Origin of the sequence: Ochrobactrum vermis, from assembly GCF_002975205.1 — a bacterium.
Lineage (GTDB): Bacteria > Pseudomonadota > Alphaproteobacteria > Rhizobiales > Rhizobiaceae > Brucella > Brucella vermis.
Map to the genome: position 1 here is coordinate 1,817,477 of NZ_PCOC01000002.1, position 22,986 is coordinate 1,840,462.

Here is a 22,986-nt window from a genome sequence, read left to right on the forward strand (position 1 = left end):
CAGATTAGAAACGGGGAAGATCCGGGAACGCCAGTTCGCCGCGATGCACATGCATGCGGCCAAGCTCGGCGCAGCGGCGCAATTGCGGAAAGACCTTGCCGGGGTTGAGCAGATGCTTGGCATCGAAGGCACATTTGACGCGCATCTGCTGGTCGAGATCGATGTCGTTGAACATTTCCGGCATCAGATCGCGCTTTTCAATGCCGACGCCGTGCTCGCCGGTGAGAACCCCGCCAACCTTTACGCAAAGACGCAAAATATCGGCGCCAAAATCTTCAGCCGCCTCCAATTCGCCCGGAATATTCGCATCATAAAGAATGAGCGGATGCAGATTGCCATCGCCTGCGTGGAACACATTGGCGACGCGCAGCCCGTACTTTTCCGAAAGTTCACGCATCCCCGACAGAACACGCGGCAGCTCTTTGCGCGGAATGGTGCCGTCCATACAAAGATAGTCGGGCGAAATGCGCCCCACCGCCGGGAAAGCCGCCTTGCGCCCGGCCCAGAAAGCCAGACGCTGTTCTTCCGATTGCGACAGGATACAGGTGGTGGAACCGTTTTGCAGTGCCAGTGCTTCGACCCGACCGATCAGGTGATCAACCTCCACCGGCGGGCCGTCGAGTTCGACGATCAACAGCGCTTCCACATCGAGCGGATAGCCAACGCGCACAAAATCCTCCGCCGCTTTGATGGCTGGCCGGTCCATCATCTCCATGCCGCCGGGGATAATGCCTGCGCCGATAATATCCGCCACGCACTGGCCGGCCTGTTCGCTGGATGGAAAGCCAACCATGACTGCGCGCGCCGTTTCAGGCTTTTGCAGGATACGCACCGTGATTTCCGTCACGACGCCAAGCAGACCCTCCGAGCCGGTCATCAACCCCAGGAGGTCATAGCCCTCGCTATCGAGATGCTTGCCACCGAGGCGCAACACCTCGCCGGTAATCAGCACCATTTCGATGCCAAGCACATTATTCGCCGTCAGTCCGTATTTGAGGCAATGCACGCCACCGGCGTTTTCCGCCACGTTGCCGCCGATGGAGCAGGCAATCTGCGACGACGGATCGGGCGCATAATAAAAGCCCTCATGCTCGACGGCTTTGGTAATGCCGAGATTGGTCACGCCCGGCTGCACCACGGCAACGCGGTTTGGATAGTCGATTTCGAGAATACGGTTGAAGCGGGACATGCCAAGCAGCACCGCATCCTGCAACGGCATGGAGCCGCCGGACAGCGATGTGCCCGCACCGCGCGGCACGACACGAATGCCGTTGTCGTAACAATAGCGCAGAACCTTGGAGACCTGATCGACCGTTTCCGGCAGCACGACCACCAGAGGCAGTGAGCTGTGCGCCGTCAGACCGTCGCTCTCGAACACCCGCATTGCGTTGACTGTATCGACCACGCCCTCGCCTGGCACGATGCCGCGCAGATCAGCAACGATCTGCTCACGTCGCTGCATAACGGACGCGTCCGGCTCTGGCATGATGAGACCGCTCATTTTTATCCTCCACCACTTATGTCGTCAAAGTGCACTCCGGATCATTTTCGTCAAGTGGTAAATCATTTTTACCACTCTAGTCGGCAGTTAAACAGTTTCCACGCTGCGGCATAATTGCTTGCCTAGTTTCCCAGCGCTCGGCTAGATGCTTTAAAACCCAACGCTTTAGCAAAAGCACGGCAGGGAGTGAGATAACAGAACATGATGAGCAGCCTGGCAGATATGGAAATCTTTGCCCGCGTCGTGGCAACGGGCAGCATGTCGGCAGCCGCTCGCGATCTGGGTCTTTCGCCTGCGGTCGTTTCAAAACGCCTCGGGCGGCTTGAAGAGCGCCTCGGAACCCGACTGATGCAACGCACAACCCGCCAGATCGCGCTTACCGAGGCAGGTCACGGTTATCATGAGCGAGTTCTGGCCATTCTCTCCAACATCGAAGAAGCGGAAGCCTTTGTCGCCCGCCGTTCGGCCGATGCGCGCGGCACATTGAAAATTTCAGCTCCGACGACCTTCGGACGGATGCATATTGCACCCTATCTCGTGCCATTCATGCGCGCTAACGCCGATCTCACCGTCAATATGCAACTTACCGACGAGATGGTCGACATTGTCGGCGACGGTTATGATCTTGCTATCCGTATTGCAGAACTTTCAGATTCAACCCTCGTGGCGCGCCGTCTTGCGCCTGTGCGTCGTATCCTCGTTGCTTCCCCCGGCTATATCGCAGAACGCGGCACACCACAGACGATTGAGGATTTACAGGATCACATCTGTCTAGCCCCGCACAACAACGACCCCTGGCGACTGGAAGGGCCAAAGGGCCCAATTGTCATACGCCCGGCAGGTCCGCTGCAAACCAATTCCAGCGAAATGGTGCGCGAAGCAGTACTGGCAGGCCTCGGCATCGCGCAACGCTCCACATGGGATATCGGCCCGGAACTGGCTGCAGGCAAGCTGGTACAGGTGCTGCCCGATTACGCTGCCTCCCGCAACGTGGCAATTCATGCCGTCTATCCGTCAAAACAATTCCTCCCGGCAAAAGTCCGACTGTTTATAGACTATCTGGCCGATCTCTATGGCCCGGTTCCTTATTGGGAGAGCGGCGCATCTCCACAGGAAGTAGCAAGAAAATAGACTGGCTTTCGTTCGTCGGTTAATAAGCAGCGCGTTTTATATTAGCGACATAACATATAAAGCTGACTAAGCATTTGATTCCAAAACGCTTAGTTTTCTCACAATCCACCATTCAAGCGAATCGGATGGCATCCTTCCTGTTGTCCTGATTTCCTAGGAAAAATGATGAACACACCTGTACGCTTCATTCTAGCAATCATCGTTGCCCTCATCGTCGGCTGCGGCTTCATGTTTTATGACAAATCGCGCGGTGCCGAATGGGTCGTGTCCCCACAGCAGATCGAGCAGGCCAAAGCTGAAGGCAAGTCGGGCGTCGAAAGCCGTCCCGGCACGGTGACTGTGCTTCCGATCCGTAGCGAAACCGCTGACGCACTCCCGTTCAAATGGGCAATGTACGGCGTCGTCGCTGGGCTTTTCGTGCTCGTTGCAACACGCAGGCGCAAAAAAACCTGATCATTTTTCAAGAATATGTTCAGGAAGCCCGGTTGCATCATCGACCGGGCTTTCATTTCCAATATATTCCGTTGCCGGGCATCGGGCTAAAGGCTACTTTGCCGCCGTTATGGAGAGGGCTTCAGACGGCATGGCCGAAACGATTTTTTCCCGCATACAGGCAAGCCGCACGGCAGACGACGTCGTGCACCAGATCGAAACGCTTATCCTGGAAGGCGTTCTGCGCGGAGGCGACCGGCTTCCCGGCGAGCGCGAACTGGCGCGCCAGTTCGATATTTCCCGCCCGATATTGCGCGACGCGCTCAAGAGACTTGAGAACGCAGAACTGCTGATCTCCCGTCACGGTGGGGGTACATTCGTTGCAGATGTCATCGGGCAGGTATTCAGCGCCCCTGTGGTGAGGCTTTTTGCCGATCACCGCAAGGCAACTGCTGATTATCTTGAATACCGCCGCGAAATCGAAAGCATTGCGGCGGAATATGCCGCCCTTCGGGCCACGCCAGCCGATAAGGCGCTTTTGACCGAAATCATGGATGCTATGGAAAAAGCTCACGGCGTCAGTGACTTCGACACCGAGGCGCGTCTTGATGTTGAATTGCACAATGCAGTCGGCGAAGCGGCTCACAACATCGTGCTGCTGCATACATTGCGCTCCTGCTACCAGCTATTGAAAGACGGCGTGTTTTATAACCGCAGCCTCATCTATAGCTATCCCGGCGTCGCTGACATGTTCCTGTCGCAGCATCGCGCCATTTACGATGCCGTCATGGCCGGCAACCCGCAGGCTGCACGCGAAGCTGTCCAAAAGCACATTCGTTTCGTGGAACAGGCAACGCACGATCGCGAGCTTCACGAAGAACGCGAACGTGTCTCGCGTCTACGCTATCGGCAGCGGGTTGGCCCGAAGACAGATAAAAATTCAAAGGAAGATGACGGCAAATGAGCGTAGTTTTCAAGGATGCAGGAGGGCCGGACGGTATCCGCCTTTATGCCATTGGGGACGTCCATGGCCGTCTCGACTTGCTGCAGGATATGCATGGGCTCATCCGTGCTGACCTTGATCACCGCCCCGTTCACGACTGGCGTATCATTCATCTTGGCGACTATATTGATCGCGGCCCGAACTCAAAGGACGTGCTGGATTTCCTGATTGATGCGTCGCGTCGGGATCAGCGCATCATTTCTCTGCTTGGCAATCACGATGACGGCTTTCTTACCTATCTCGCAACTGGTGACGTAGCAGGCGTATTCGCACTGCATGGCGGTGTCGACACAGCTCGTTCCTACGGCGCAGACATTGATTTTGCTGACTCGGATTCGGCCCGCCGAGGTTATGCCGCGCTTGTCCGCGCCGTCCCGCAAGACCACATCGACTTCATTCGCGCCATGCCGCGCTCGGTCGCTTTTGGCGATTTCTTCTTCTGTCACGCAGGCATCAACCCTGCAATGCCACTTGATGCACAAGACCCTGAAGAACTCATCTGGATCCGCACAGCTTTCCTCAAATGGATTGAACCTTTCGAAAAGGTCATCGTCCACGGGCATACGCCACAAAGCGCTATCGACATTCAGCCCAACAGGGTTAATCTCGATACATATGCATGGAAAAGCGGTCAGCTTTCGGCCATCGTGATCGACGGCACGGAAAAGCGGTTTATTGAAACCAAATGATTTTTAATGGGCGCTGGAAATGCCGTAACCGTCGGTCGACATCGCGTTGTTGCCCGCGTCGACGGTGAATATGCCGACCGCCATAAATACAATAGCGGAAACCATCAGAACGGTGAGAAGAGCGGCATGCTTGGCGGTCATATTCGGAAACTCTTTCGACGGTGGCCGGATAAAGTTCGGTAGGCGAGCTGCCACACGGGAGCGTGGCGAACTGCCTTGCTCATTCGGTCGCTGCCCAGGGAGACGGCGTTCAGTTACACCCGAAAAAAGTTACCCGCAACTGAACGGTTCCAACGGGGTCACCGCTTTTTTCTGGAAAAGCCGAATTGCCTGTACGCTGTGGCAAAGCAGCAACGCGAGACTTCGACTTAAGGTTAAGGAGGGATTACAAAACCTCTAGACTTGGCTTATCCATGCCTTGGCAATTGCTGCGCCTGCAGCATCCGCCTGCGTTCCGAATTTCTTTGCAAGTTCAGGAAACTGCACTGCCCAATCCGGTGCAAATCCCAAGATCAGTTCGCTTAGCTGGCCGTTCCACTCGGCGACGAGTTGCGTGTCCGCTTCGAAATGGAACTGTGTGCCATAGACTGCACGCCCGATGCGATAGGCCTGATGAGGCGTCATATCGCTCAACGCCATATGCAAAGCATTCTTTGGAAGCGAAAACGTATCTCGGTGCCAGTGAAAGATTGGAAAGGAATCGCCTGCTGCAGACAAAACCGGATCGCTTCTACCTTCCTCGGTAAGTCGAACTTCATGCCAGCCGAATTCCATCGGGCGGTTCAGAATATTTTCGCCGCCGTAAGCGCGAGCTATGAGCTGACTACCCAGACAAATGCCGAGAACGGCTTTATCTCTGCCGCCAAACCTGCGTATGAGTTCGAGTAAACGGGGGAAATAGGGAAACTCGGCATCGGCAAGCGCATTCTGCTCGCCGCCAAGAACGATCAAGGCTCGGTATCCATCATCATCGGCGGGCAGTATATCACCGTCGTAGGGATGACGCAGATCAATAGAATAGCCCGCATTTGTTACAATGGGTTCGATCTGCCCCAGTCCAGACCCCTCATAATTCTGAACGACCAGCACGCTCATAATAAACCCCCGACCGTTTTTATCTTTGCTAACATGGAAAAGGCCCGGACGACAGCCGGGCCTTTACATCAATTCACCACTGAAACGCTGACCGTTCGGCCCGCAACCAGATGAACACCGTCAGGCACCTCTTCAAGCTTCACGCGAACGGGCACGCGTTGCGCAAGACGGACCCAGTTAAAGGTCGGCGAAACATTTGCAAGCAAGCTGGAAGAATCGCTGCGCTCGCGGTCCTCAATCCCACCGGCGATACCTTCGACCTTTCCCTTGAGCTTCACTTTGCTGCCCATAAGATCAACCACTACCGGATCACCGATCTGGATACGTTCAAGCTTATTTTCTTCGAAATAGCCGGAGACGTAGAATGAGTCCGTATCAACAAGAGCAGTCACTGCCGAACCGGCTGAAACATAGTCACCCGGTTGAAGTGAGAAGTTAGTAATAACACCGTTGACGGGCGCCTTTACCGCTGATCGGTCCAGATTGAGTGCAGCAAGATCACGATCCAGTTGCGCCTGGCGATAGGAAGCCTCCGCCTGCTGGGCTGTCGTTTCGATCTGCTCCAGTTTCTGGCGCGTCACCGTGGTGTCGTTGAGTTGGCGATAGCGGACCAGATCCCTGTTGGCCATATCGAGCGCCGCCTTGCTGCTATCAACCTTTGCGTCCGCTGTTTGCAGGGCAAGTTTGTAACGGGCCTGATCAATACGGAAGATTACTTCGCCCTCATGAACAGTCTCATTATCATGGACGAGCACTTCGCCGACAAGGCCCGAGACGTCCGGCGCAACACGCACGACATCCGCGCGAATCTTGCCATCACGCGTCCAGGGCGCATTCATATAGTAGTCCCATAAATGCCAGCCAAGAAGCCCCGCCATTGTGACCATGACGACGGTTACAAAGACACGGCCTGAATGGGCGAAGAGCTTTTTCATAACGGTATTCCATTGAGAATGACGGCAGCAACGCCGAGAATGCAAAAATACATCGCAGCATCGAACAAAGGCCGATGCCATACGAAACGATAGAAGCGTATGCGTGCCAGAAGGCGCTGCATTATCGTGTTTGCGAAATAAGCGCCGAGCGCCAGCACGCCGAGGGTCGGAATGTAGATTCCGTAGATGTCGAGTTCAGGTTGCATCACAAATCACATTGTTCTTTTAGGCTGCTTGCGGAAGTGCCATCGACGGACGCGGCGGCAAGGCAAAAGGCGCTGCCTTAGGGAAAAGATTGAAGCGAAGGGCGACCAGCGCCATCCTCGTGCGTTTGGCTATTGCTGGTGATCCGCTCTCGATAATGATGGTGATCGCCGTATCGATAGAGGCGAGCAAGTTTCTGTCGATCTCGCCCGTTTCGTGAGGCTTGCTCGCCAAGGCACGGTAATGTGCACCAACGCCATCCAGCACCTGGTCAACAGCAAACCGACAGTCTTCGGGCAACTTGGAGCGATATTGCTGAAGATCGATCGTGTTCATCCCGTTTCGCAAATCGCGCAACAGATCGATTTTCGCCATATCAGCCGCTGGGATCAATGCCAGGCGTGGCGTCATCATACCGATACGATCTATCATGCGGAGCAAGAGACGGTTCATGCGCTGGCGGCGATGACGTCCCGGGCGGCGTTCAGCAGCAAGCGCGATATCGTTCCAACCCGCCTTGATCAGGCGGCGCACGCTCCATTCCGCACCTACCGATCGGACAATCGAGGTCACCACGGCAGCGATCACAATGCCCAGAACCGTGGCCAGATTGGCATTGGCAAAGCTGACAAAATCATGCGTCAGATGCCCCTGCAGCATAAGCATGTTCGGCAGATTCACGCAGAGCACCATGCCCAGCAGAAACTGCGAAGGAATAGCGAGCAGCAAACCCGCCGGAATGAGGAAAAGCCCCAGCACCAGAACCAGCGGAAAGAAGCCGTCGACAAGCGGCAGCAACGCGAATTCGAAAATGAAAGCAGCAGCAATCACGATCAAAAGCAGCCAGTTGAACTTGCGCATGACAGGCACCGGATCATCCATGGTTGCAAAGATGCAGCAGAAGATGCCAGCCATCATGGCCGCAGCGCTTCCCTGCGCCCAGCCGGTTGCAATCCAGAATGCGGTTGCCACACAGGTCGCCAGAAAAGCAGAAAATCCCGACAAAAATGCCATGCCATAGTCGCGGTGCATTGGACGGCTTTTCAGATGCGCATCATAACGACGCCAGCGCAGCGAATGCCGGGAACCGGACACGATATCCTGACGAAGCGTAATGCAATCACTCCAAATCTGAACCAGGTCGCGAACGCGTGCGGCCACATTGAAAGGCAGCAATTCGCCCCAACTTGTCGCATCCCTTCCATGCCGATCGATCTCTCCGATCAACTGCAACAGAACGGCACGGCGTTCTTCCGTCAGGTTTTCGCCACCCTCGATCCAGTCACAGGCCTCGTCCAACAGCTTCTGGACGGCCGGATGCCAGGACCTTTCGTTTTCACCGGGCTTCAGTGCCAGCACATCGTGCAAGCTTGATATGATCGGGAGAACAGCCACCATGCGCTGTTGCAATACCTGAAGCAGCGTTCCGACATTCCTGATAGACGAGGTATCATAGGCAACGTGCGTGGTCAGATTGCGCAACTCAAGAGCATCGGCGGCAAGACGCTGGCGATCTCGCAAAAACTCTGGTGTGGCACCCTCGCCTCGCATACTCGCCAGCGCGAGTTTTGAACCGTCGCGGAGCCAATTATCAATACGACTGACGAGAACCGGACCGCTGTGACGTGGAAAAACAAGACGATTGACGACGGCGGCGCAAATAATGCCGATCGCGATCTCTTCAACGCGACCAACCGCATAGTCAAACGTCGTTTCAGGCACGGAAACAACCGCAAAACTCGCGATTGCCACCGTATAGCCGGCAAGCATGAACAGATAACTGCGCGGCGTCCCATCAAGCAGGCTGATGGCAAGGCAGAGGCCCATCCAAAGGCCGATTGCCAGCGTCAGAATTTCAGGTGAATTGACCAGATGCGGAACGAACAGAATGGTCACTGCGCCGCCGATAATCGTACCGATCAGACGATAGAAACCCTTTGATGTCGTCGCGCCTGACAACGGATGCGCAACGATATAGACCGCCGCGATTGACCAATAAGGATTGGGCAGGTTGGCCATCAGGCCAATCCACAGGGCGAGCATGGCCGCCGCGAAAGTCTTTAATGAAAAGACTACGTCCCAGAACTTCGGGGTTGTTTCGGCTGGCTTCGTCATAGCTTGTTGGGACACCGGTTGAATGCATTGCATCTTTCCGGTCAGAAGGCCGATCAGAAAGACTATGTTTGAAATTTCTCATTCAGCTTGCGCAACACTTCCATGGCGACATCGACCATATCGGAATCGAAATCTCCAAGGAAAAGAGCGCGAAGACGGGCGGCAGACTTTTCCACCTTGGCGGCAAGAACGCGGCCGTCCTCTGTCAGTTGAATGAGCTTGACGCGACGATCAGCATCGTCGGCAACACGCTGGATCAGGCCATCCTTTTCCAGCTCATCGACAACCCGGACAATCGTTGCTCCCTCGATACCGACCCGTTCGGCCAGTACACCTTGTGGAACACGATCTCCGTGCCGCAACAGGGTCATCAGCGGAATGGCTTTCGCGTCGGAAAGACCATGTTCCGCCATCGCCGCATCGAAAGCTTTCCGCCATCCTCTGGCGGTACTCGCGAGAAGCGGTGCGAATTCGACCCAAGCTTGTTTCATCACATCAATTCCATTCAAATAGATAGCTTCATACCTATATGGATACAATCTAATTAAATGCAACTGGCATGATATTCCTCATCAATTGTTTGTGTAGGAATGCTAATTAATTGTCTTACGATACGTTGCCAAAGCGCTTGACCGCCGCCCCTACGCTCTGCCATCGATGCTGACATGCGCGCAAACTATAAAATGCAGAGACTATACATTGAAGACGACCTTCAAACCGGGGGCCGGATAGAGGTTGCCTCGCAGGCAGCGCACTATCTCACCCATGTGCTGCGATTGAAGGACGGTGACGAAATTCTCGCCTTCAACGGACGTGACGGTGAATGGAAATCGCGACTGAAGCCGGAAGGCAAAAAGCGGCTTCTCCTCGAGCCCTCCGAACAGACGCGTCCGCAACCCTTGCCGAGCGATCTCGTCTACTGCTTCGCCCCGCTAAAACAGGGACGACTGGACTATATGGTCCAGAAAGCGGTCGAGATGGGTGCGGGTATTCTACAGCCAGTCATCACACAGCACACTCAGGTACCAAAGCTCGGAGCTGACCGGATCAGAGCCAATGCGATAGAAGCTGCGGAACAGTGTGGTGTTCTTTCGATACCCGAATGTCGCGAGGCAACCCGCTTCGACCGCTTCATTGAGCAGTGGGACACATCGCGGCGCCTGATTTTCTGTGACGAAGGACACGAATCGGACGATCCGCTAACCATCCTGCAGGCATTGAAGCCCGGTCCTGCGGCACTATTGATCGGTCCGGAAGGTGGGTTTTCGGAGGACGAACGCCAAACGCTTCGCAAACTCCCATTCGTGACGGCCATTCCGCTCGGACCGCGAATCCTGCGTGCAGATACGGCTGCGGTCGCTGCAATGGCTCTGGTACAATCTGTCCTGGGAGACTGGCAGAACGCAGGATGACATTCTCGAAATTTGATGTTCAATGGAATTGACTTGCGTGATTTGACAAATTTGTCCAATCACGCTGAGAAGCGAAAAATCGACTAGGGATACACTGCATGGCGCGCGATACGACTGATGAAACGGCACTGACGGGCGTTGAACAACTGGCAGATTATCTGGCTGAAGGGTGCAAGCCCAAGGATGCCTGGCGCATCGGTACAGAGCATGAGAAATTTCCGTTCTATACAGCGGACAACAGTCCAGTTCCCTACGAGGGACCGCGCGGTATCAAAGCCATTCTGGAAGGCATGCAGAGGACGCTCGGCTGGGAGCCTATCATCGACGAAGGCAATATCATCGGCCTGGTGGAACCGACCGGACAGGGCGCTATTTCGCTGGAGCCCGGCGGCCAGTTCGAGCTTTCCGGAGCACCACTTTCCACGATCCATCAGACATGTCGTGAAGTAAATGCGCATCTGTCTCAGGTCCGTGAAATAGCAGAACCTTTGGACATTCGCTTTCTGGGTGTTGGCGGCAGTCCGAAATGGACCCTGGCAGAGACACCCGTCATGCCGAAATCACGCTACAAGATCATGACCAACTACATGCCGAAGGTCGGGCATGAAGGTCTGGACATGATGTATCGCACGTCGACTATTCAGGTTAATCTCGACTTCAGCTCGGAACGAGACATGCGTCGCAAGATGCAGGTTTCGATGAAACTGCAATCAGTGGCCACTGCACTTTTTGCCAGTTCTCCGTTCACCGAAGGCAAGCCGAACCGTCTTCTGTCGTGGCGCTCGAGTATCTGGCGCGATACCGACAACCAGCGTTCAGGCGTTCTGCCTTTTGTCTTCTCGGAAAACTTCAGTTTTGCCGACTATGTCGAATGGGCGCTCGATGTGCCGATGTACTTCATCCTGCGCGACGGCCATTATCACGATTGCACACATGTCACTTTCCGCCAGTTCATGAATGGCGCATTGAAAGGCGAAGTGAGCGACCCGGTTCCCAATATGGGCGACTGGACCAATCATCTTTCGACCCTTTTCCCTGAAGTACGTTTGAAACGCTTCCTCGAGATGCGTGGTGCCGACGGTGGCCCGTGGCGCCGCATCTGTGCCCTCCCTGCCTATTGGGTTGGGTTGCTTTATGACGAAGAGGCTCTGACCGCCGCGGAGCTTCTGACCAAGGACTGGACTTATGAAGAGGTTCTCACGCTTCGCAATGAAGTTCCTGCCAAGGCTTTGAACACGACCTTCCGTGGCAAGCCGCTGGAACAGATCGCTCGCGAAACTTTGAAAATCTCCCGCCTCGGCCTTCTGAACCGCAACAAGTTGAACAGCGAAGGCCATGACGAAACGCACTTCCTTGCACCGCTCGAGGAAATTGTTGCGGCTGGCGTCACAGACGCTGAGCGTATGCTGAAGGCATATAACAGCGTCTGGGCAGGATCGGTCGATCCAATCTTTCTGGAATATGCTTATTGAGCATTGAGCAGCAAATACATCCAACAAAAAGGGCGCGTTATTCGCGCCCTTTTTGTTTTAGAGCGCCGATCCGATTCAATCAGATCGGCGTTCTAACTGCTTGTTTTAACGTTCATCTGGTTCCGAAAGCCGTTTCACACTTTTCGGGATGCGCTCTGATCAGCTCGTAACCTGCTGGCCTTTACTTGGATCGGGTATCACAACAATCGTGCTGCCATCGCGCACATTGTTGTAAAGGTCGATCACGTCCTGATTGAGCATGCGGATACAGCCGGATGAAACGGACTTTCCAATGCTCCAGGCTTCTGGTGATCCATGGATACGGTATAACGTATCACGCCCGTCCTTATGAATGTACATCGCGCGCGCACCGAGCGGATTCTTGATCCCGGGAGGCATTCCGCCATTGGCGATGCTGTAAGGTTCCAGTGAGGGTTGACGTGCGACCATCTCATCCGGCGGCGTCCAGCGTGGCCATTGGCGCTTATAAGCGATCCTCGCACGTCCGGCCCATGCAAAACCATCACGCCCGACACCTATACCGTAGCGCATGGCCCGGCCATTGCCGAGAACATGATAAAGATATTTGTTCGGCGTATCGACGATAACAGTGCCTTTGACTTCGCTCGTCGGATAGTCGACTTCCTGACGCCAGAATTTGGGGGCAACCTTGCTCGTATCGACAGCGGGGATGGGAAACTGTTCTTCCGGCATGGCCTGATACATAAGTGGCACGGGCCGCAACGGCGCAGGCTCGGGCAGTTTCTTGGCTGGTTGGGGCGGTTGTGCCGTCGAAACGCAGCCTGACAACGCAACAGCGCTGACACCTACAAGAAAGCCCCGGCGGCTGAAAGCAGCCTTCGCAAAGCCGTGTGCAAGGTCGTCTTGGGATTTTTCTCGCGACATCCTGAATCTCTAACTGTGACAGATGCGTGAGAAAAAGAAGGTCAAGCTTAAGCCAGCCTTAAGGACAACACATCCCAACAAGACGAGGCGAAAACGGCTGCTAAGTGTTGCTAAAATAACGATCCCTGATTTCCAGAGCCCGGCGACGTAGAGGTTTTCGTTTGTACGCGCCTTGCAGGCTCGCTCGCATCTTCGTCACTCGTAACAACGGCAATATCACCGTCGCGAAACCGTATGGACAATGTGTCACCGACCGAAACGGATGCAGCCTGTTTCACTGGTTTTCCATCTGCGTCGAAGACAACCGCAAAACCGCGATCAAGCACACTTTCATATGAAAGCGTACGCATGAGACGTTCAAGCTCCTGCCCACGCCGTTTGGCTCTCTCTAATAAAAGTCGAATAGCTTGGTCGCGACGGCGATCGAGCTGTTCTATAGCGATGGTCGTAAGTTTCGTTCGCCGCAAAATAGGCTCAGCCGAAAGGCGATTTGCTCGATGAGCGAAAACTGTACGGCGTTCGCGCAGGAATGCTTCCAGCGCCCGAGGCAACCTTTGTCCCAGAACGGACACCCCGCGCTCCAGCTCAAGAAACCGACGCTGCAGGAGACGCGGCGACAATTGTCGCGCGTGGCCTTCAAAATGAACCCGTTTCTTTTGCGTATTGACGAAAAGAGCCCGCGTAAGGCGCGAAGCTGCTTCATCGAAACGGCGACGCGGCAAAGCCAGCAACTGGTCGGCGGACGGAAGAGCACGCGATGCCGAACGGTGCGCTTGTCGTTTGAGGTCGATAAATCGGGACATGGCCGACGAAAGCCGCGCGGATTGTCCGGCCAGTGCCGCCAGCAGATCCGCCTTTACCGGCACTGCCATTTCAGCGGCACCTGTCGGCGTCGGCGCGCGAACATCCGCAGCCAGGTCAATTAACGTCCAGTCGGTTTCGTGGCCGACCGCCGAAATCACCGGTATATGCGACGCAGCAACAGCACGTACGACAATTTCATCATTGAAGCCCCACAGATCTTCCAGACTGCCACCACCACGCGCCACAATCAGAACATCCGGCCTCGGAATAGGTCCGCCATCAGGTAGGGCGTTGAATCCATCCACGGCGGCGGCGACTTCCGGCCCGCTCGTCTCGCCCTGCACACGCACAGGCCAGACAATGACATGCAGCGGGTAGCGGTCTGCAATCCGGTGAATAATATCACGAATGACCGCTCCGGTCGGAGATGTCACCACTCCGATGACATGAGGCATATAGGGCAGGAGCTGCTTGACGGCGGGATCGAACAAGCCTTCCGAAGCCAGCCGTCGCTTTCGGTCCTCCAGAAGCGCCATAAGGGCACCGGCTCCCGCTGGCTCCATCTGCTCGATGACAATCTGGTATTTAGAAGAACCGGGATAGGTGGTGAGTTTGCCGGTAGCAATGACCTCCATCCCCTCCTCGGGACGGAAGCGCAGGCGGCTCATTGAACCGCGCCAGATTACCGCTTCCAGCCGCGAGCGGTCATCTTTCAAAGCAAAATAAGCGTGTCCCGACGAATGCGGCCCCCGATAGCCGGAAATTTCGCCACGCACGCGTACATGTCCGAACGTATCCTCGACCGTACGCTTCAACGCGCCGGAAATCTCGGAAACGCTATACTCAGCGACGTTAGACGACGCGCCGGTAAAACTCGAATCGGAAGCCATGCTCATCCCATCATAGGCAACCAGGTGGCATGGCCGGTCAAGAAGCCATGCTGCGATTTAGAGCGCATCCAGAAAACTGTGAAACGGTTTTCGGACCAGATACGCGTGAGAACGCCGGTCTGAATCAATCAGATCGAACGCACTCTCCTGTCCCATCACCAGCCCGGCAGCAATTCGTTGGCTCGCACCCTCCTCGTGCGAACCGCCGGAAACGGTGAAATTTCCGCCGAAGCCATCGCGCCGGGCTGCGGTGACGATATATTGTCTAGACTTTCGATAATGTGCTGCGCAAGTGCATCTACAACGGCGTTCTGTTTTGTATGGCCACGCATGATGCCGATGCCGAATTCCGGCAACATTCCAAATCCATCAGCTTCACCAAGGACCCGCATACCGGGACGAAGTGCACATTCCGGAAGAACAGAGATCGCAAGCCCGGAAAGAACTGCTGCCGCCAGAACTGTCGCTGACCAGCTTGTGATGATGATGCGATAATCGCGTCGGGCCGCTTCCAACACGTCGATAGCTGCATGCCGCCAGATACAGGTTGGGCGTCCGACAGCAAGTGGCAGCACCGCCTCTTCGTGCACTGCATGGTTGGCAGAAGTCACCCAAAGCAAGGGTTCTGTGCGAACCACTTCAGAACGGCGTTTGTCATCGCACTGGGTGACGAGGGCAATGTCCAGCGTTCCGCGACGAATCATTTCATCCAGATTTACGGTCGGTTCGCAGACAACCGATAATTCGACCCGCGGGTTTGAACGCGCAAACCGAGCCATGATTTCCGGCAGAAACCGATCGGCATAATCATCCGGTGTGCCGATGCGCACGTGACCTTCCAGTTGCGTGTCATCGAAGGCCGCGACGGTCTCACCATTGAGCTGCATCATGCGGCGCGCATACAGCAGAAGCCGTTCTCCGTCTTCGGTAAGACGATTGGTTCGTCCGTCGCGTTCGAACAATGGTTTACCGATGCGCTCTTCCAGACGGCGCATCTGCATCGAAACAGCCGACTGCGTCTTGAAAACTGCGTCCGCTGCCCGCGTAAAACTGCCCATATCCGCTATGGCTATGAAAGTCTGCAATTGATCGAGATCCAGAGGCGCACTCATTGGCGTCATCCATCATTATAATTGAAGAATTACATTAAAAACATTCGTTGGAACAATCAATCCGATTGTTGGATAAAACGGCCATCGTAAAGGAAAAGGAGCCGCGAAAGCGAATGACCCTGACGATAAGGATCCCATAGCCCCGCTAAAATCAAAGGAGAGCGGACATGACAGCGACAAGCAAGATAACGACAACGCATTTACCGGCAACGAGCGGACCGACCTCCACGTTCGCGCAGATGGTGAAGGCCACATTTACGTCGATCATGCGTCGCTGGACGTTTTCCAATGGTCGGCGACAACTACTGAACCTGAGTGATTTTGACGATCACATGCTGCGCGATATCGGGCTCCGCCGAGAAGATATTTACACAGCGGTTCACTATCGCGGCATGGAGGACCCGACCCAGGTCCTCAGTGAACTCGCAGATGCCCGCCTTCGGATCAAAGCGACGCGCCAGATCTGCTGAGAGGGAAGCTTTTTGCAGTTCAGCAAGGCGATAGCTCTTTTTGAACTCACAGACTGATCATCTGGCAGGCGCCACCTTCACATGCCGGGTCCCCTCCCGGCCAGCCTGCCCCTTGCCCGGCCGCTCCTCCGCTGGCCGGGCTTTTTTTATACGCCGGCTTCAGGGAAGCACTCCACCGCATACCAATTTGCAACGCCACAGCTACTCGAATTCAGCAATCGCGGGATAACTGAAATCGCTTTGATTTTTTTCTAAGAAAAGTGTTGCGTTCGCTGTTTGAGTTCGCTAGATGGAGGCCGTCGACAAACGAAGCTTCATGCTTCTGTCGCAATCGCGCTTCAGCCGAATATGACTGATACGCGGACCCTGCTGGGGAATAGTTTAATGGTAGAACGACGGACTCTGACTCCGTTAGTCTTGGTTCGAATCCAGGTTCCCCAGCCAAATCTTCTTTTCTTCATAAAAAATTAGAAGAAAATGGCAAGTTAGGTCTTACCTCAACTTTTCTTTGTTGGATTCGACCAGACACAACTTCCAGGTATTCGGCTCTTTTGAAGACTTGTGCTTCCTGCGCACTAAAGACGACTGTGTGTCGTTGGCATTGCATTAAACCATTTTGAAACTGCGGCACGTACCGGATTTAAACATTACAAAAAATTCAGGTTCCACTCTTGAACTTGGCAACTGCATACACATTTGAAGAGATGCAGCGCCGGGCCCCTCTGGTCATGGTTTCCGCTATGGCGATGTCGGGGCTGCTCCACTTGTTCAAATGGAGATGGTCCGGCGATGGATTCGCTTATTGTAGCCCTTTCGGGCGATTTTCTCGGCACACCTGTATATTTCTGGGCAGCATTTATCATTGTTGTCGTTGGCCTGCTTGTTTTCGACCTCGGCATTCTGCATCGCGACGAACACGAGATCGAAGCCAAGGAAAGCCTGCTGCTTTATGGTTTCTATGTCGTGATCGCGCTGGCATTCGGTGGCTGGGTATGGTGGCAGCGCGGCCCCGAGGCCGGTCTCGAATTTTACACCGGCTATTTGATTGAGCAGAGCCTTGCGATGGACAATATGTTTGTTATCGCGACGATTTTCGGCTTCCTTGCCATCCCCCGGCTTTACCAGCATCGCGTTCTGTTTTGGGGTATTCTGGGCGTTATCGCCTTCCGCGCTGTTCTGATTGGACTTGGCGCCGCGCTCGTACACGAATTTAACTGGATTCTCTTCCTCTTCGGCGCGTTCCTTGTTTTCACAGGTTTCAAGATGTTCGGGCATCAGGACGAGACGCCCGATATCGAACAGAATGCCGTATTCAAGTTCCTGCGTCGGCGATTTAATATCACCCGCGAACTGCATGGGCGGCATTTCACAGTCAAGCAACCACATCCGAAGACCGGCAAGATGGTCACCTGGCTCACGCCGCTGGCAGTCGCTCTCATCATGGTGGAAACTGTCGACCTGATCTTTGCCGTCGACTCTGTTCCCGCCGTCTTCGCCGTCACTCAGGACACGTTCATCGTCTACACCTCGAATATCTTTGCGGTGTTGGGTTTGCGCGCACTGTATTTCGCACTTGCTGCGGCAATGAACCGGTTCCGCTATCTGCAGGTGTCTCTCGCAATCATTCTTGTGCTGATCGGCATCAAGATTTTCCTCGTGCCACTGGGTGTTCACATCAACACGCTGCTGTCGCTTGTCGTGACACTCAGCATCCTCGCAAGCGGTGTATTTTATTCGCTCTATAAAACCCGCAATGAACCGGACATGAGTGTCGAGGAAATCGCCAAGCAACAACATGTTGAGAACTGATAGAACATTTTTCCAACACGGAGAGGCCGGCCCTATGTGCCGGCCTTTTTCGTCTGTAGCATCACTCGAGCGTACACCGATGCTCCGGGATACACTTTGTTCATCTGTGCACTGGCTCCGGGTCGACGACATGAACCATTGAGAGGGAAAGCATATCCTTTTGGTGAAGCTGCGCCCCACCTTGTGGATGTTATACTAGGCTTCAAAAATCAATTTACCCGAGAGCACGTCGCGGAAGTCGAAGTTGAACTCCTTATTGCTTGGCGCACTGGTATTCATCATTTTGATAGCGGCAACCATGCTGGGCATGTTTTGCCGAACGCGACTGCCTGAGCATCATCTCAGTTCCGAATCCAAGGATGTCATTCGCCTTGCCACTGCGGTTGTCGGAACGCTTTCCGCTCTCGCGCTCGGACTTCTTATCGCCTCAGCAAAAACCGATTATGACGATGCGCAGGCCGAGATGAAAACATCTGCAGCACGCATCGTTCTTCTGGATCGAATTATGGCGCGCTATGGGCCCGAAACCGAACAACCGCGCGCCATACTCAAGCAAATCATCCAAAAACGTCTCGATCGGTCATGGAACGCCGAGAGAGCAGATCAATTCTCTGGTGGCGCTCTACCGGAGTTCAAGGATATCGAGGAAATCCAGGCCAATCTACGCGCCTTGAAACCGTTGGATGCCGCGCAAAGCTCCCTGCAAGCGCGAGCACTTGAAGTCAGCGGCGTGATTGCTGAAGGTCATTGGCAATTGGTAGAAACAACCGATGAGGGTCTTCCCCTCCCATTTCTTATCGTGCTGATTTCATGGCTGGCACTTTTATTCGCTACTTTCGGGCTGCAAGCTCCAGTAAATGGCACGGCTATATTGATAATAATGGTGTGTTCACTGTCTGTTGCGGGTGCAATTTTCGTGATTTCGGATATGGCGAGCCCATATGCCGGGCTGATACACATTTCGGAAGCCCCGCTACGGACTGCGTTGAGCCGCCTCGGTGCACCATAACGCTGCTTTATAGCGCCACAAAGTGCAGAGGCGACACCTCACGATATTCACGTAAAGGCACGATGAAATCCGCTGGACGGATTGGGCTCTTGAGCTCGTCCGCTTCACTTGAAAGTTTGGCCCGTCGCCGATCAGGGTCCGGAACAGGAACAGCCGCCATAAGCTTGCGGGTATAGTCGTGTTGCGGATTCTCAAACACAGCCGACCTTGGCCCGATTTCTACGATCTCACCCAGATACATGACAGCCACGCGGTGGCTTACGCGCTCGACAACTGCCATGTCGTGCGAGATGAACAGGAATGCGAGGTCAAGGCTCTGCTGAAGATCAAGCATGAGATTGATGACCTGTGCCTTGATCGAAACATCAAGCGCCGACACGCTTTCATCCGCAACGATAACTTTCGGCTTCAGGGCAAGCGCCCGTGCAATACAAATGCGCTGCCTCTGCCCGCCAGAGAATTCATGCGGATAGCGCTTGGCCATATCCGGCGTCAGGCCGACCTTTTCCAACATGTCGGCAACAACGTCCTTTGCGTCCCGCGCGCTCCCCAGCCGGTGCTCGATATAGGGTTCCGCAATAGCGGCCCCGACTGTCATGCGCGGGTTCAGCGAGGCATAAGGATCCTGAAAGATCATCTGAACCGACCGTCGCATTTCGCGCATAGCTTGTTTGTCGAGGGTCAGAATATTGCGGCCTTCCACAAAAACTTCACCAGAATCCGGTTCGGTCAGTCGCATGATGGCGCGCCCGGTCGTCGACTTGCCGCATCCGCTCTCGCCGACCAGCGACAGGGTTTCACCCTTGCGGAGCTCAAAGGATACATTCTCCACTGCGTGAACACGCCCGCTCAAGCGCGCCATGAAACCCGAGTAAATCTCGAAACGCTTGGTAAGGCCTTTGACTTCCAGCACCGGTCCGTCGGCCTTATCAACCGTATCCGCCACCTCGACCGGCTTCTCCGAAAGACCAGTCGCATTGTCTACGACCGGAAATCGCAACGGACGTTGATAGCCCTGCATGGAACCCAGCACGGGAACTGCCGAAAGCAGCGCACGGGTATAGGGATGCTTGCTCTGCCGAAAAATATCGGGCGTCCGTCCTGTCTCAACCTGCTTGCCACGAAACATGACGACCGTACGGTCCGATATTTCAGCCACCACGCCCATGTCGTGCGTGATGAAAAGAACTGATGTGCCTTCTTCTTCCTGCAATGTCTTGATCAGATCGAGGATTTGTCCCTGAATAGTCACATCCAGGGCTGTGGTCGGTTCGTCGGCGATCAACAGTTTAGGTTTGGACGCCAATGCCATTGCAATCATCACACGCTGACGCATGCCACCCGAGAAGCGATGCGGATATTCGTCGAAACGCGATACCGCCGACGGGATACGGACTTTTTCCAGCAAGCGGATCGTTTCAGCACGCGCATCAGCCTTCGACATTTGCGAATGACATAGCAGAGCTTCAGAAATCTGATCTCCAATTGTAAAGAGCGGATTGAGACTGGTCATCGGCTCTTGAAAGATCATGGCGATTTCATTGCCACGTATCCGGCGCATTTCCTCTTCCCGCAGCGTCAGAAGCTCCCGATCACCCAGCGTGATACTGCCCTTGATGCGGCTTGTATCTTTCTGCAACAGCCGCATGATCGAAAGCGAAGTGACGCTTTTACCGGAGCCGGATTCTCCGACGATTGCTACAGTCTCTCCTGGATGGACATCGAAGGAAACATCATCGACAACCGCCTTCCAGGCACCGTCGACCAGAAAGGACGTAGTCAGTCCTTGAACGGATAGTACAGGATCACCGTTTCCAACCTTTGCAATCTTTTCTGACGTCATAATGTTCCTCCGATCTACTCAGGCTCTGCCAATCAATCCGGCCAGCGCAGCAAGCCATCGAAGCGATGTCTGCTTCTATCCTCGAACGGCGTAGCGATAAGCTCGTTCGATGCCCGAGCCTTGTCGAGCTCCTCACCCAGACGCTGGGCAACGATGATTTCCTGACCGGGATGCAGATTGCAGGGATCGAGATAGAAATAATTGTGTTCCACCTCATGGTCCCGCGTGATGATAGGCGGATTTCCGCGTGCTAGAGCCGTCACCAGATCCCAGGCCGTGATATGGGCGTCCGCTGCCGTCACGATAACTCGTAGGCGGTCAAGCGGATTGCTTGTCGGATCCGGCTCGATCAGAGCTGTAATGCCCGGGCGACCGTCTAGCGTCTTCTTCCACAGTTCAAGATAGCTGGTCTCTCTCTCACGAATTCCGGCATGGTCGCGCTTTTCCCATGCTTCCAGCGCCGCCATAACGCCGTAGATGCTCTCTTTGCCAACTTTCATGCCTCGCCCGATGCCGAGATTTTGCAGAAACGCATTGCGGACGAGTTCCTTCTTGCCCGCCACGATGCCGGATGTCGGGCCACCCAGAAACTTGTGACCCGAATAGATCACGACGTCGGCGCCCTTTTCCAGAAACAGCTTCAGATCGTATTCGGATGCGGCATCCACGATCACCGGCACGCCCTTTGCGTGCGCGATCTCGACAAATTCGCAGAGATGCAGCAGGCCGTAGTCGACGACGTGATGCGATATGACGTAAACTGCCGCGGCTGTCTTTTCGGTAATCGCATTTTCCATATGATACAGATGGGTCGATGTTGCCTGTCCGATCAGGACGGCCTTGCCACCGGCAAGCCGAATTGCCTGATCAACCGGGGCGCCGTAGCTGACCACATGTCCCGTCTGCACAAGGATTTCGTTCCTTTCCGGCGTGACATCCGGCAATCTCTCAATCGCAAGAAGATTGTTACCCGTCATTGCACCGGCAACTGCAAGCGTGATGCCCGAGGAGCAAGAGGCCGTGACAAATCCAGCCTCGCCGCCCGTCAGACGCGCGATCACTTCACTCGCCTTGCGCTGCAGATCATTGATCTCGACGAATTGCGGCAGGATTGCTGCCATCGCCTCTACCGCTTCGGGCACGACAATGGATGCACCGAGCGATGTCATCGTGCCGGAAACATTGATGACCGGTCGAAGCCCGATCTTGCGGCGGATATCATCGGTCATTTCATTTCTCCCATTTCTTTCATTGCCTCAGCCATCGACACGTATGCCATAATAATGTAATAACTTCTTGAATTCATATGGAGCACTTGCGTGAGCGTATCGTCATCCACCGACACCACCGAAACGTCCCTCGTGGACAACGCCGAAGCCAAGTCGGTACGCCGTTCGCGCGTGAGCGGCATCGACCGTGCGCTGCAGGTGATCGACTATCTTTATGAAACCGGTGCTCCAGCCGGTCCTTATGCGATTGCGAAAGCCATCAAGGCGCCTTTGTCGACCGTTTATGTGACCATCGATGATCTGGTTGAAAAGAATATGCTCGCCCGCAACGCGGATGGCGCAATCTGGCTTGGTGCCCGGCTCTATCATTACGGTCTTGCCTATGCGCGCTCGCTCGATTTCATGAGCGTAGCCACACATGAGATGCACGATCTCTGCCGCGAAGCGAACGAAGCTGTGCAGTTGTGCGGTCGGGATGGGGACCACATGCTTGTTCTGGCCATGGCGGATGGGCCGAGCCCGTTTCAGGTTGCCTCGCGTGTCGGCACCAGAGTGCCGTTGAACTGGACGGCATCCGGTCGTCTTCTGGTCGGTCATTTGGCCGCTGATGAACGGGTCGAGCTTTTCAGGCGCTGTGCCAGGACGTCCCCGACCGGTCGAGCCGAAATTGACGCTACAAGCCTTTCGGAGGCTGCGGCCAAAGCGTTCGACGAGCGGCTCTCGATCCAGATTGCTGAATCCGACTATGCAGTTGCCTGTATCGCTTCCCCAATCTGCGACGGTGACGGGCAATGCGTTGCGACGATCTCCATCGTGCTCCCCGAACAGAAGGTGCTTTCCGACGAAGGTCGCTACACCAATCAAGTGCGTAGTTCGGCAGCAAAGATCGAAAAGCTGATGGGTTGGCGCAATCATTGACATTGTC

The 22,986-nt window shown here is 54.9% G+C and carries 22 protein-coding genes and 1 tRNA gene; 11 read left to right on the forward strand and 12 right to left on the reverse strand.

Annotated elements, in window-relative coordinates; all coding sequences use genetic code 11:
* Positions 1–4 precede the first annotated feature (4 nt).
* Entirely contained in the window at positions 5–1,501 is a 1,497-nt protein-coding gene (locus tag CQZ93_RS22710; RefSeq protein WP_105544787.1) for an FAD-linked oxidase C-terminal domain-containing protein, read from the reverse strand.
* A 201-nt stretch (positions 1,502–1,702) separates the two neighbouring features.
* Between CQZ93_RS22710 and CQZ93_RS22715 the strand changes: the two genes are divergently transcribed.
* The 4 genes from CQZ93_RS22715 to CQZ93_RS22730 all read left to right on the forward strand — a co-directional run bounded on the left by CQZ93_RS22715 (position 1,703) and on the right by CQZ93_RS22730 (position 4,756).
* Entirely contained in the window at positions 1,703–2,632 is a 930-nt protein-coding gene (locus CQZ93_RS22715; protein ID WP_105544788.1) for a LysR family transcriptional regulator, read from the forward strand.
* A 165-nt stretch (positions 2,633–2,797) separates the two neighbouring features.
* Positions 2,798–3,085 (forward strand): hypothetical protein, encoded by a 288-nt coding sequence (locus CQZ93_RS22720; RefSeq protein WP_105544789.1) that lies wholly within the window; start codon positions 2,798–2,800, stop codon positions 3,083–3,085.
* A 130-nt stretch (positions 3,086–3,215) separates the two neighbouring features.
* The gene (locus tag CQZ93_RS22725; protein WP_105544790.1) at positions 3,216–4,028 is read left to right on the forward strand and encodes an FCD domain-containing protein; all 813 of its coding nucleotides are present in this window, start codon (positions 3,216–3,218) and stop codon (positions 4,026–4,028) included.
* The gene (locus CQZ93_RS22730) at positions 4,025–4,756 is read left to right on the forward strand and encodes a metallophosphoesterase (protein WP_105544791.1); all 732 of its coding nucleotides are present in this window, start codon (positions 4,025–4,027) and stop codon (positions 4,754–4,756) included. Before CQZ93_RS22725 ends, CQZ93_RS22730 begins: the two co-directional genes overlap by 4 nt.
* Before the next feature lie 3 nt (positions 4,757–4,759).
* Here CQZ93_RS22730 and CQZ93_RS26720 read toward each other — a convergent pair whose 3' ends face one another.
* The 6 genes from CQZ93_RS26720 to CQZ93_RS22755 all read right to left on the reverse strand — a co-directional run bounded on the left by CQZ93_RS26720 (position 4,760) and on the right by CQZ93_RS22755 (position 9,596).
* Positions 4,760–4,897: a hypothetical protein gene (locus CQZ93_RS26720; protein WP_010660970.1), complete on the reverse strand. Its 138-nt coding sequence runs from the start codon at positions 4,895–4,897 to the stop codon at positions 4,760–4,762.
* A 255-nt stretch (positions 4,898–5,152) separates the two neighbouring features.
* Positions 5,153–5,851: a type 1 glutamine amidotransferase gene (locus CQZ93_RS22735; protein WP_105544792.1), complete on the reverse strand. Its 699-nt coding sequence runs from the start codon at positions 5,849–5,851 to the stop codon at positions 5,153–5,155.
* A 68-nt stretch (positions 5,852–5,919) separates the two neighbouring features.
* Positions 5,920–6,786, reverse strand: coding sequence for an efflux RND transporter periplasmic adaptor subunit (locus CQZ93_RS22740; protein ID WP_105544793.1), 867 nt, complete (start codon positions 6,784–6,786; stop codon positions 5,920–5,922).
* Positions 6,783–6,992 (reverse strand): DUF1656 domain-containing protein, encoded by a 210-nt coding sequence (locus CQZ93_RS22745; protein WP_105544794.1) that lies wholly within the window; start codon positions 6,990–6,992, stop codon positions 6,783–6,785. The genes CQZ93_RS22740 and CQZ93_RS22745 overlap by 4 nt, the downstream gene beginning before the upstream one ends.
* 19 nt (positions 6,993–7,011) lie before the next feature.
* Positions 7,012–9,105 carry an FUSC family protein gene (locus CQZ93_RS22750; protein ID WP_105544795.1) on the reverse strand — a complete coding sequence of 698 codons (2,094 nt, stop codon included), beginning with the start codon at positions 9,103–9,105 and terminating at the stop codon, positions 7,012–7,014.
* A gap of 62 nt (positions 9,106–9,167) precedes the next feature.
* Complete coding sequence (locus CQZ93_RS22755) at positions 9,168–9,596, reverse strand: MarR family winged helix-turn-helix transcriptional regulator (RefSeq protein ID WP_105544796.1); 429 nt, start codon at positions 9,594–9,596, stop codon at positions 9,168–9,170.
* Positions 9,597–9,770: 174 nt separating this feature from the next.
* Here CQZ93_RS22755 and CQZ93_RS22760 point away from each other — a divergent pair, with 174 nt between their 5' ends.
* Positions 9,771–10,517: a 16S rRNA (uracil(1498)-N(3))-methyltransferase gene (locus tag CQZ93_RS22760; protein WP_105544797.1), complete on the forward strand. Its 747-nt coding sequence runs from the start codon at positions 9,771–9,773 to the stop codon at positions 10,515–10,517.
* 98 nt (positions 10,518–10,615) lie between these two features.
* Entirely contained in the window at positions 10,616–11,989 is a 1,374-nt protein-coding gene (locus CQZ93_RS22765; protein ID WP_105544798.1) for a glutamate--cysteine ligase, read from the forward strand.
* A 159-nt stretch (positions 11,990–12,148) separates the two neighbouring features.
* On the opposite strand, the gene CQZ93_RS22770 is transcribed toward CQZ93_RS22765, so the two are convergent.
* The 3 genes from CQZ93_RS22770 to CQZ93_RS22780 all read right to left on the reverse strand — a co-directional run bounded on the left by CQZ93_RS22770 (position 12,149) and on the right by CQZ93_RS22780 (position 15,701).
* The gene (locus tag CQZ93_RS22770; protein WP_105544799.1) at positions 12,149–12,895 is read right to left on the reverse strand and encodes a L,D-transpeptidase; all 747 of its coding nucleotides are present in this window, start codon (positions 12,893–12,895) and stop codon (positions 12,149–12,151) included.
* A 110-nt stretch (positions 12,896–13,005) separates the two neighbouring features.
* Complete coding sequence (xseA, locus tag CQZ93_RS22775) at positions 13,006–14,589, reverse strand: exodeoxyribonuclease VII large subunit (protein ID WP_105544800.1); 1,584 nt, start codon at positions 14,587–14,589, stop codon at positions 13,006–13,008.
* A gap of 155 nt (positions 14,590–14,744) precedes the next feature.
* Positions 14,745–15,701 (reverse strand): LysR substrate-binding domain-containing protein, encoded by a 957-nt coding sequence (locus CQZ93_RS22780; protein WP_105544801.1) that lies wholly within the window; start codon positions 15,699–15,701, stop codon positions 14,745–14,747.
* Between the two features lie 167 nt (positions 15,702–15,868).
* On the opposite strand from CQZ93_RS22780, the gene CQZ93_RS22790 reads away from it, so the two are divergent.
* The 4 genes from CQZ93_RS22790 (at position 15,869) to CQZ93_RS22810 (ending at position 18,989) form a co-directional block, all read left to right on the forward strand.
* Positions 15,869–16,171, forward strand: coding sequence for a DUF1127 domain-containing protein (locus tag CQZ93_RS22790; RefSeq protein WP_105544802.1), 303 nt, complete (start codon positions 15,869–15,871; stop codon positions 16,169–16,171).
* A gap of 370 nt (positions 16,172–16,541) precedes the next feature.
* Positions 16,542–16,615 (forward strand) — tRNA-Gln (locus CQZ93_RS22800).
* A 345-nt stretch (positions 16,616–16,960) separates the two neighbouring features.
* Positions 16,961–17,980 (forward strand): TerC family protein, encoded by a 1,020-nt coding sequence (locus CQZ93_RS22805; RefSeq protein WP_105544804.1) that lies wholly within the window; start codon positions 16,961–16,963, stop codon positions 17,978–17,980.
* A gap of 244 nt (positions 17,981–18,224) precedes the next feature.
* Positions 18,225–18,989 carry a bestrophin-like domain gene (locus CQZ93_RS22810; protein ID WP_105544805.1) on the forward strand — a complete coding sequence of 255 codons (765 nt, stop codon included), beginning with the start codon at positions 18,225–18,227 and terminating at the stop codon, positions 18,987–18,989.
* 7 nt (positions 18,990–18,996) lie between these two features.
* On the opposite strand, the gene CQZ93_RS22815 is transcribed toward CQZ93_RS22810, so the two are convergent.
* A complete protein-coding gene (locus CQZ93_RS22815; protein ID WP_105544806.1) occupies positions 18,997–20,832 on the reverse strand; it encodes an ABC transporter ATP-binding protein in 1,836 nt (611 codons plus the stop codon).
* A gap of 32 nt (positions 20,833–20,864) precedes the next feature.
* Positions 20,865–22,061 carry an aminotransferase class V-fold PLP-dependent enzyme gene (locus CQZ93_RS22820; RefSeq protein WP_105544807.1) on the reverse strand — a complete coding sequence of 399 codons (1,197 nt, stop codon included), beginning with the start codon at positions 22,059–22,061 and terminating at the stop codon, positions 20,865–20,867.
* Between the two features lie 90 nt (positions 22,062–22,151).
* On the opposite strand from CQZ93_RS22820, the gene CQZ93_RS22825 reads away from it, so the two are divergent.
* Positions 22,152–22,979, forward strand: coding sequence for an IclR family transcriptional regulator (locus CQZ93_RS22825; protein ID WP_105544808.1), 828 nt, complete (start codon positions 22,152–22,154; stop codon positions 22,977–22,979).
* The last annotated feature ends 7 nt before the right edge of the window (positions 22,980–22,986 follow it).

What these genes read in the sequence shown, in the direction of transcription:
- CQZ93_RS22805 (WP_105544804.1), top strand. Translation starts at nt 16,961, where the DNA reads ATGGATTCGCTTATTGTAGCCCTTTCGGGCGATTTTCTCGGCACACCT.
- CQZ93_RS22735 (WP_105544792.1), bottom strand. Translation starts at nt 5,851, where the DNA reads ATGAGCGTGCTGGTCGTTCAGAATTATGAGGGGTCTGGACTGGGGCAG.
- CQZ93_RS22750 (WP_105544795.1), bottom strand. Translation starts at nt 9,105, where the DNA reads ATGACGAAGCCAGCCGAAACAACCCCGAAGTTCTGGGACGTAGTCTTT.
- CQZ93_RS26720 (WP_010660970.1), bottom strand. Translation starts at nt 4,897, where the DNA reads ATGACCGCCAAGCATGCCGCTCTTCTCACCGTTCTGATGGTTTCCGCT.
- CQZ93_RS22815 (WP_105544806.1), bottom strand. Translation starts at nt 20,832, where the DNA reads ATGACGTCAGAAAAGATTGCAAAGGTTGGAAACGGTGATCCTGTACTA.
- CQZ93_RS22765 (WP_105544798.1), top strand. Translation starts at nt 10,616, where the DNA reads ATGGCGCGCGATACGACTGATGAAACGGCACTGACGGGCGTTGAACAA.
- CQZ93_RS22730 (WP_105544791.1), top strand. Translation starts at nt 4,025, where the DNA reads ATGAGCGTAGTTTTCAAGGATGCAGGAGGGCCGGACGGTATCCGCCTT.
- CQZ93_RS22720 (WP_105544789.1), top strand. Translation starts at nt 2,798, where the DNA reads ATGAACACACCTGTACGCTTCATTCTAGCAATCATCGTTGCCCTCATC.
- CQZ93_RS22770 (WP_105544799.1), bottom strand. Translation starts at nt 12,895, where the DNA reads ATGTCGCGAGAAAAATCCCAAGACGACCTTGCACACGGCTTTGCGAAG.
- CQZ93_RS22820 (WP_105544807.1), bottom strand. Translation starts at nt 22,061, where the DNA reads ATGACCGATGATATCCGCCGCAAGATCGGGCTTCGACCGGTCATCAAT.
- xseA (WP_105544800.1), bottom strand. Translation starts at nt 14,589, where the DNA reads ATGGCTTCCGATTCGAGTTTTACCGGCGCGTCGTCTAACGTCGCTGAG.
- CQZ93_RS22710 (WP_105544787.1), bottom strand. Translation starts at nt 1,501, where the DNA reads ATGAGCGGTCTCATCATGCCAGAGCCGGACGCGTCCGTTATGCAGCGA.
- CQZ93_RS22715 (WP_105544788.1), top strand. Translation starts at nt 1,703, where the DNA reads ATGATGAGCAGCCTGGCAGATATGGAAATCTTTGCCCGCGTCGTGGCA.
- CQZ93_RS22760 (WP_105544797.1), top strand. Translation starts at nt 9,771, where the DNA reads ATGCGCGCAAACTATAAAATGCAGAGACTATACATTGAAGACGACCTT.
- CQZ93_RS22725 (WP_105544790.1), top strand. Translation starts at nt 3,216, where the DNA reads ATGGCCGAAACGATTTTTTCCCGCATACAGGCAAGCCGCACGGCAGAC.
- CQZ93_RS22780 (WP_105544801.1), bottom strand. Translation starts at nt 15,701, where the DNA reads ATGAGTGCGCCTCTGGATCTCGATCAATTGCAGACTTTCATAGCCATA.
- CQZ93_RS22790 (WP_105544802.1), top strand. Translation starts at nt 15,869, where the DNA reads ATGACAGCGACAAGCAAGATAACGACAACGCATTTACCGGCAACGAGC.
- CQZ93_RS22740 (WP_105544793.1), bottom strand. Translation starts at nt 6,786, where the DNA reads ATGAAAAAGCTCTTCGCCCATTCAGGCCGTGTCTTTGTAACCGTCGTC.
- CQZ93_RS22745 (WP_105544794.1), bottom strand. Translation starts at nt 6,992, where the DNA reads ATGCAACCTGAACTCGACATCTACGGAATCTACATTCCGACCCTCGGC.
- CQZ93_RS22755 (WP_105544796.1), bottom strand. Translation starts at nt 9,596, where the DNA reads ATGAAACAAGCTTGGGTCGAATTCGCACCGCTTCTCGCGAGTACCGCC.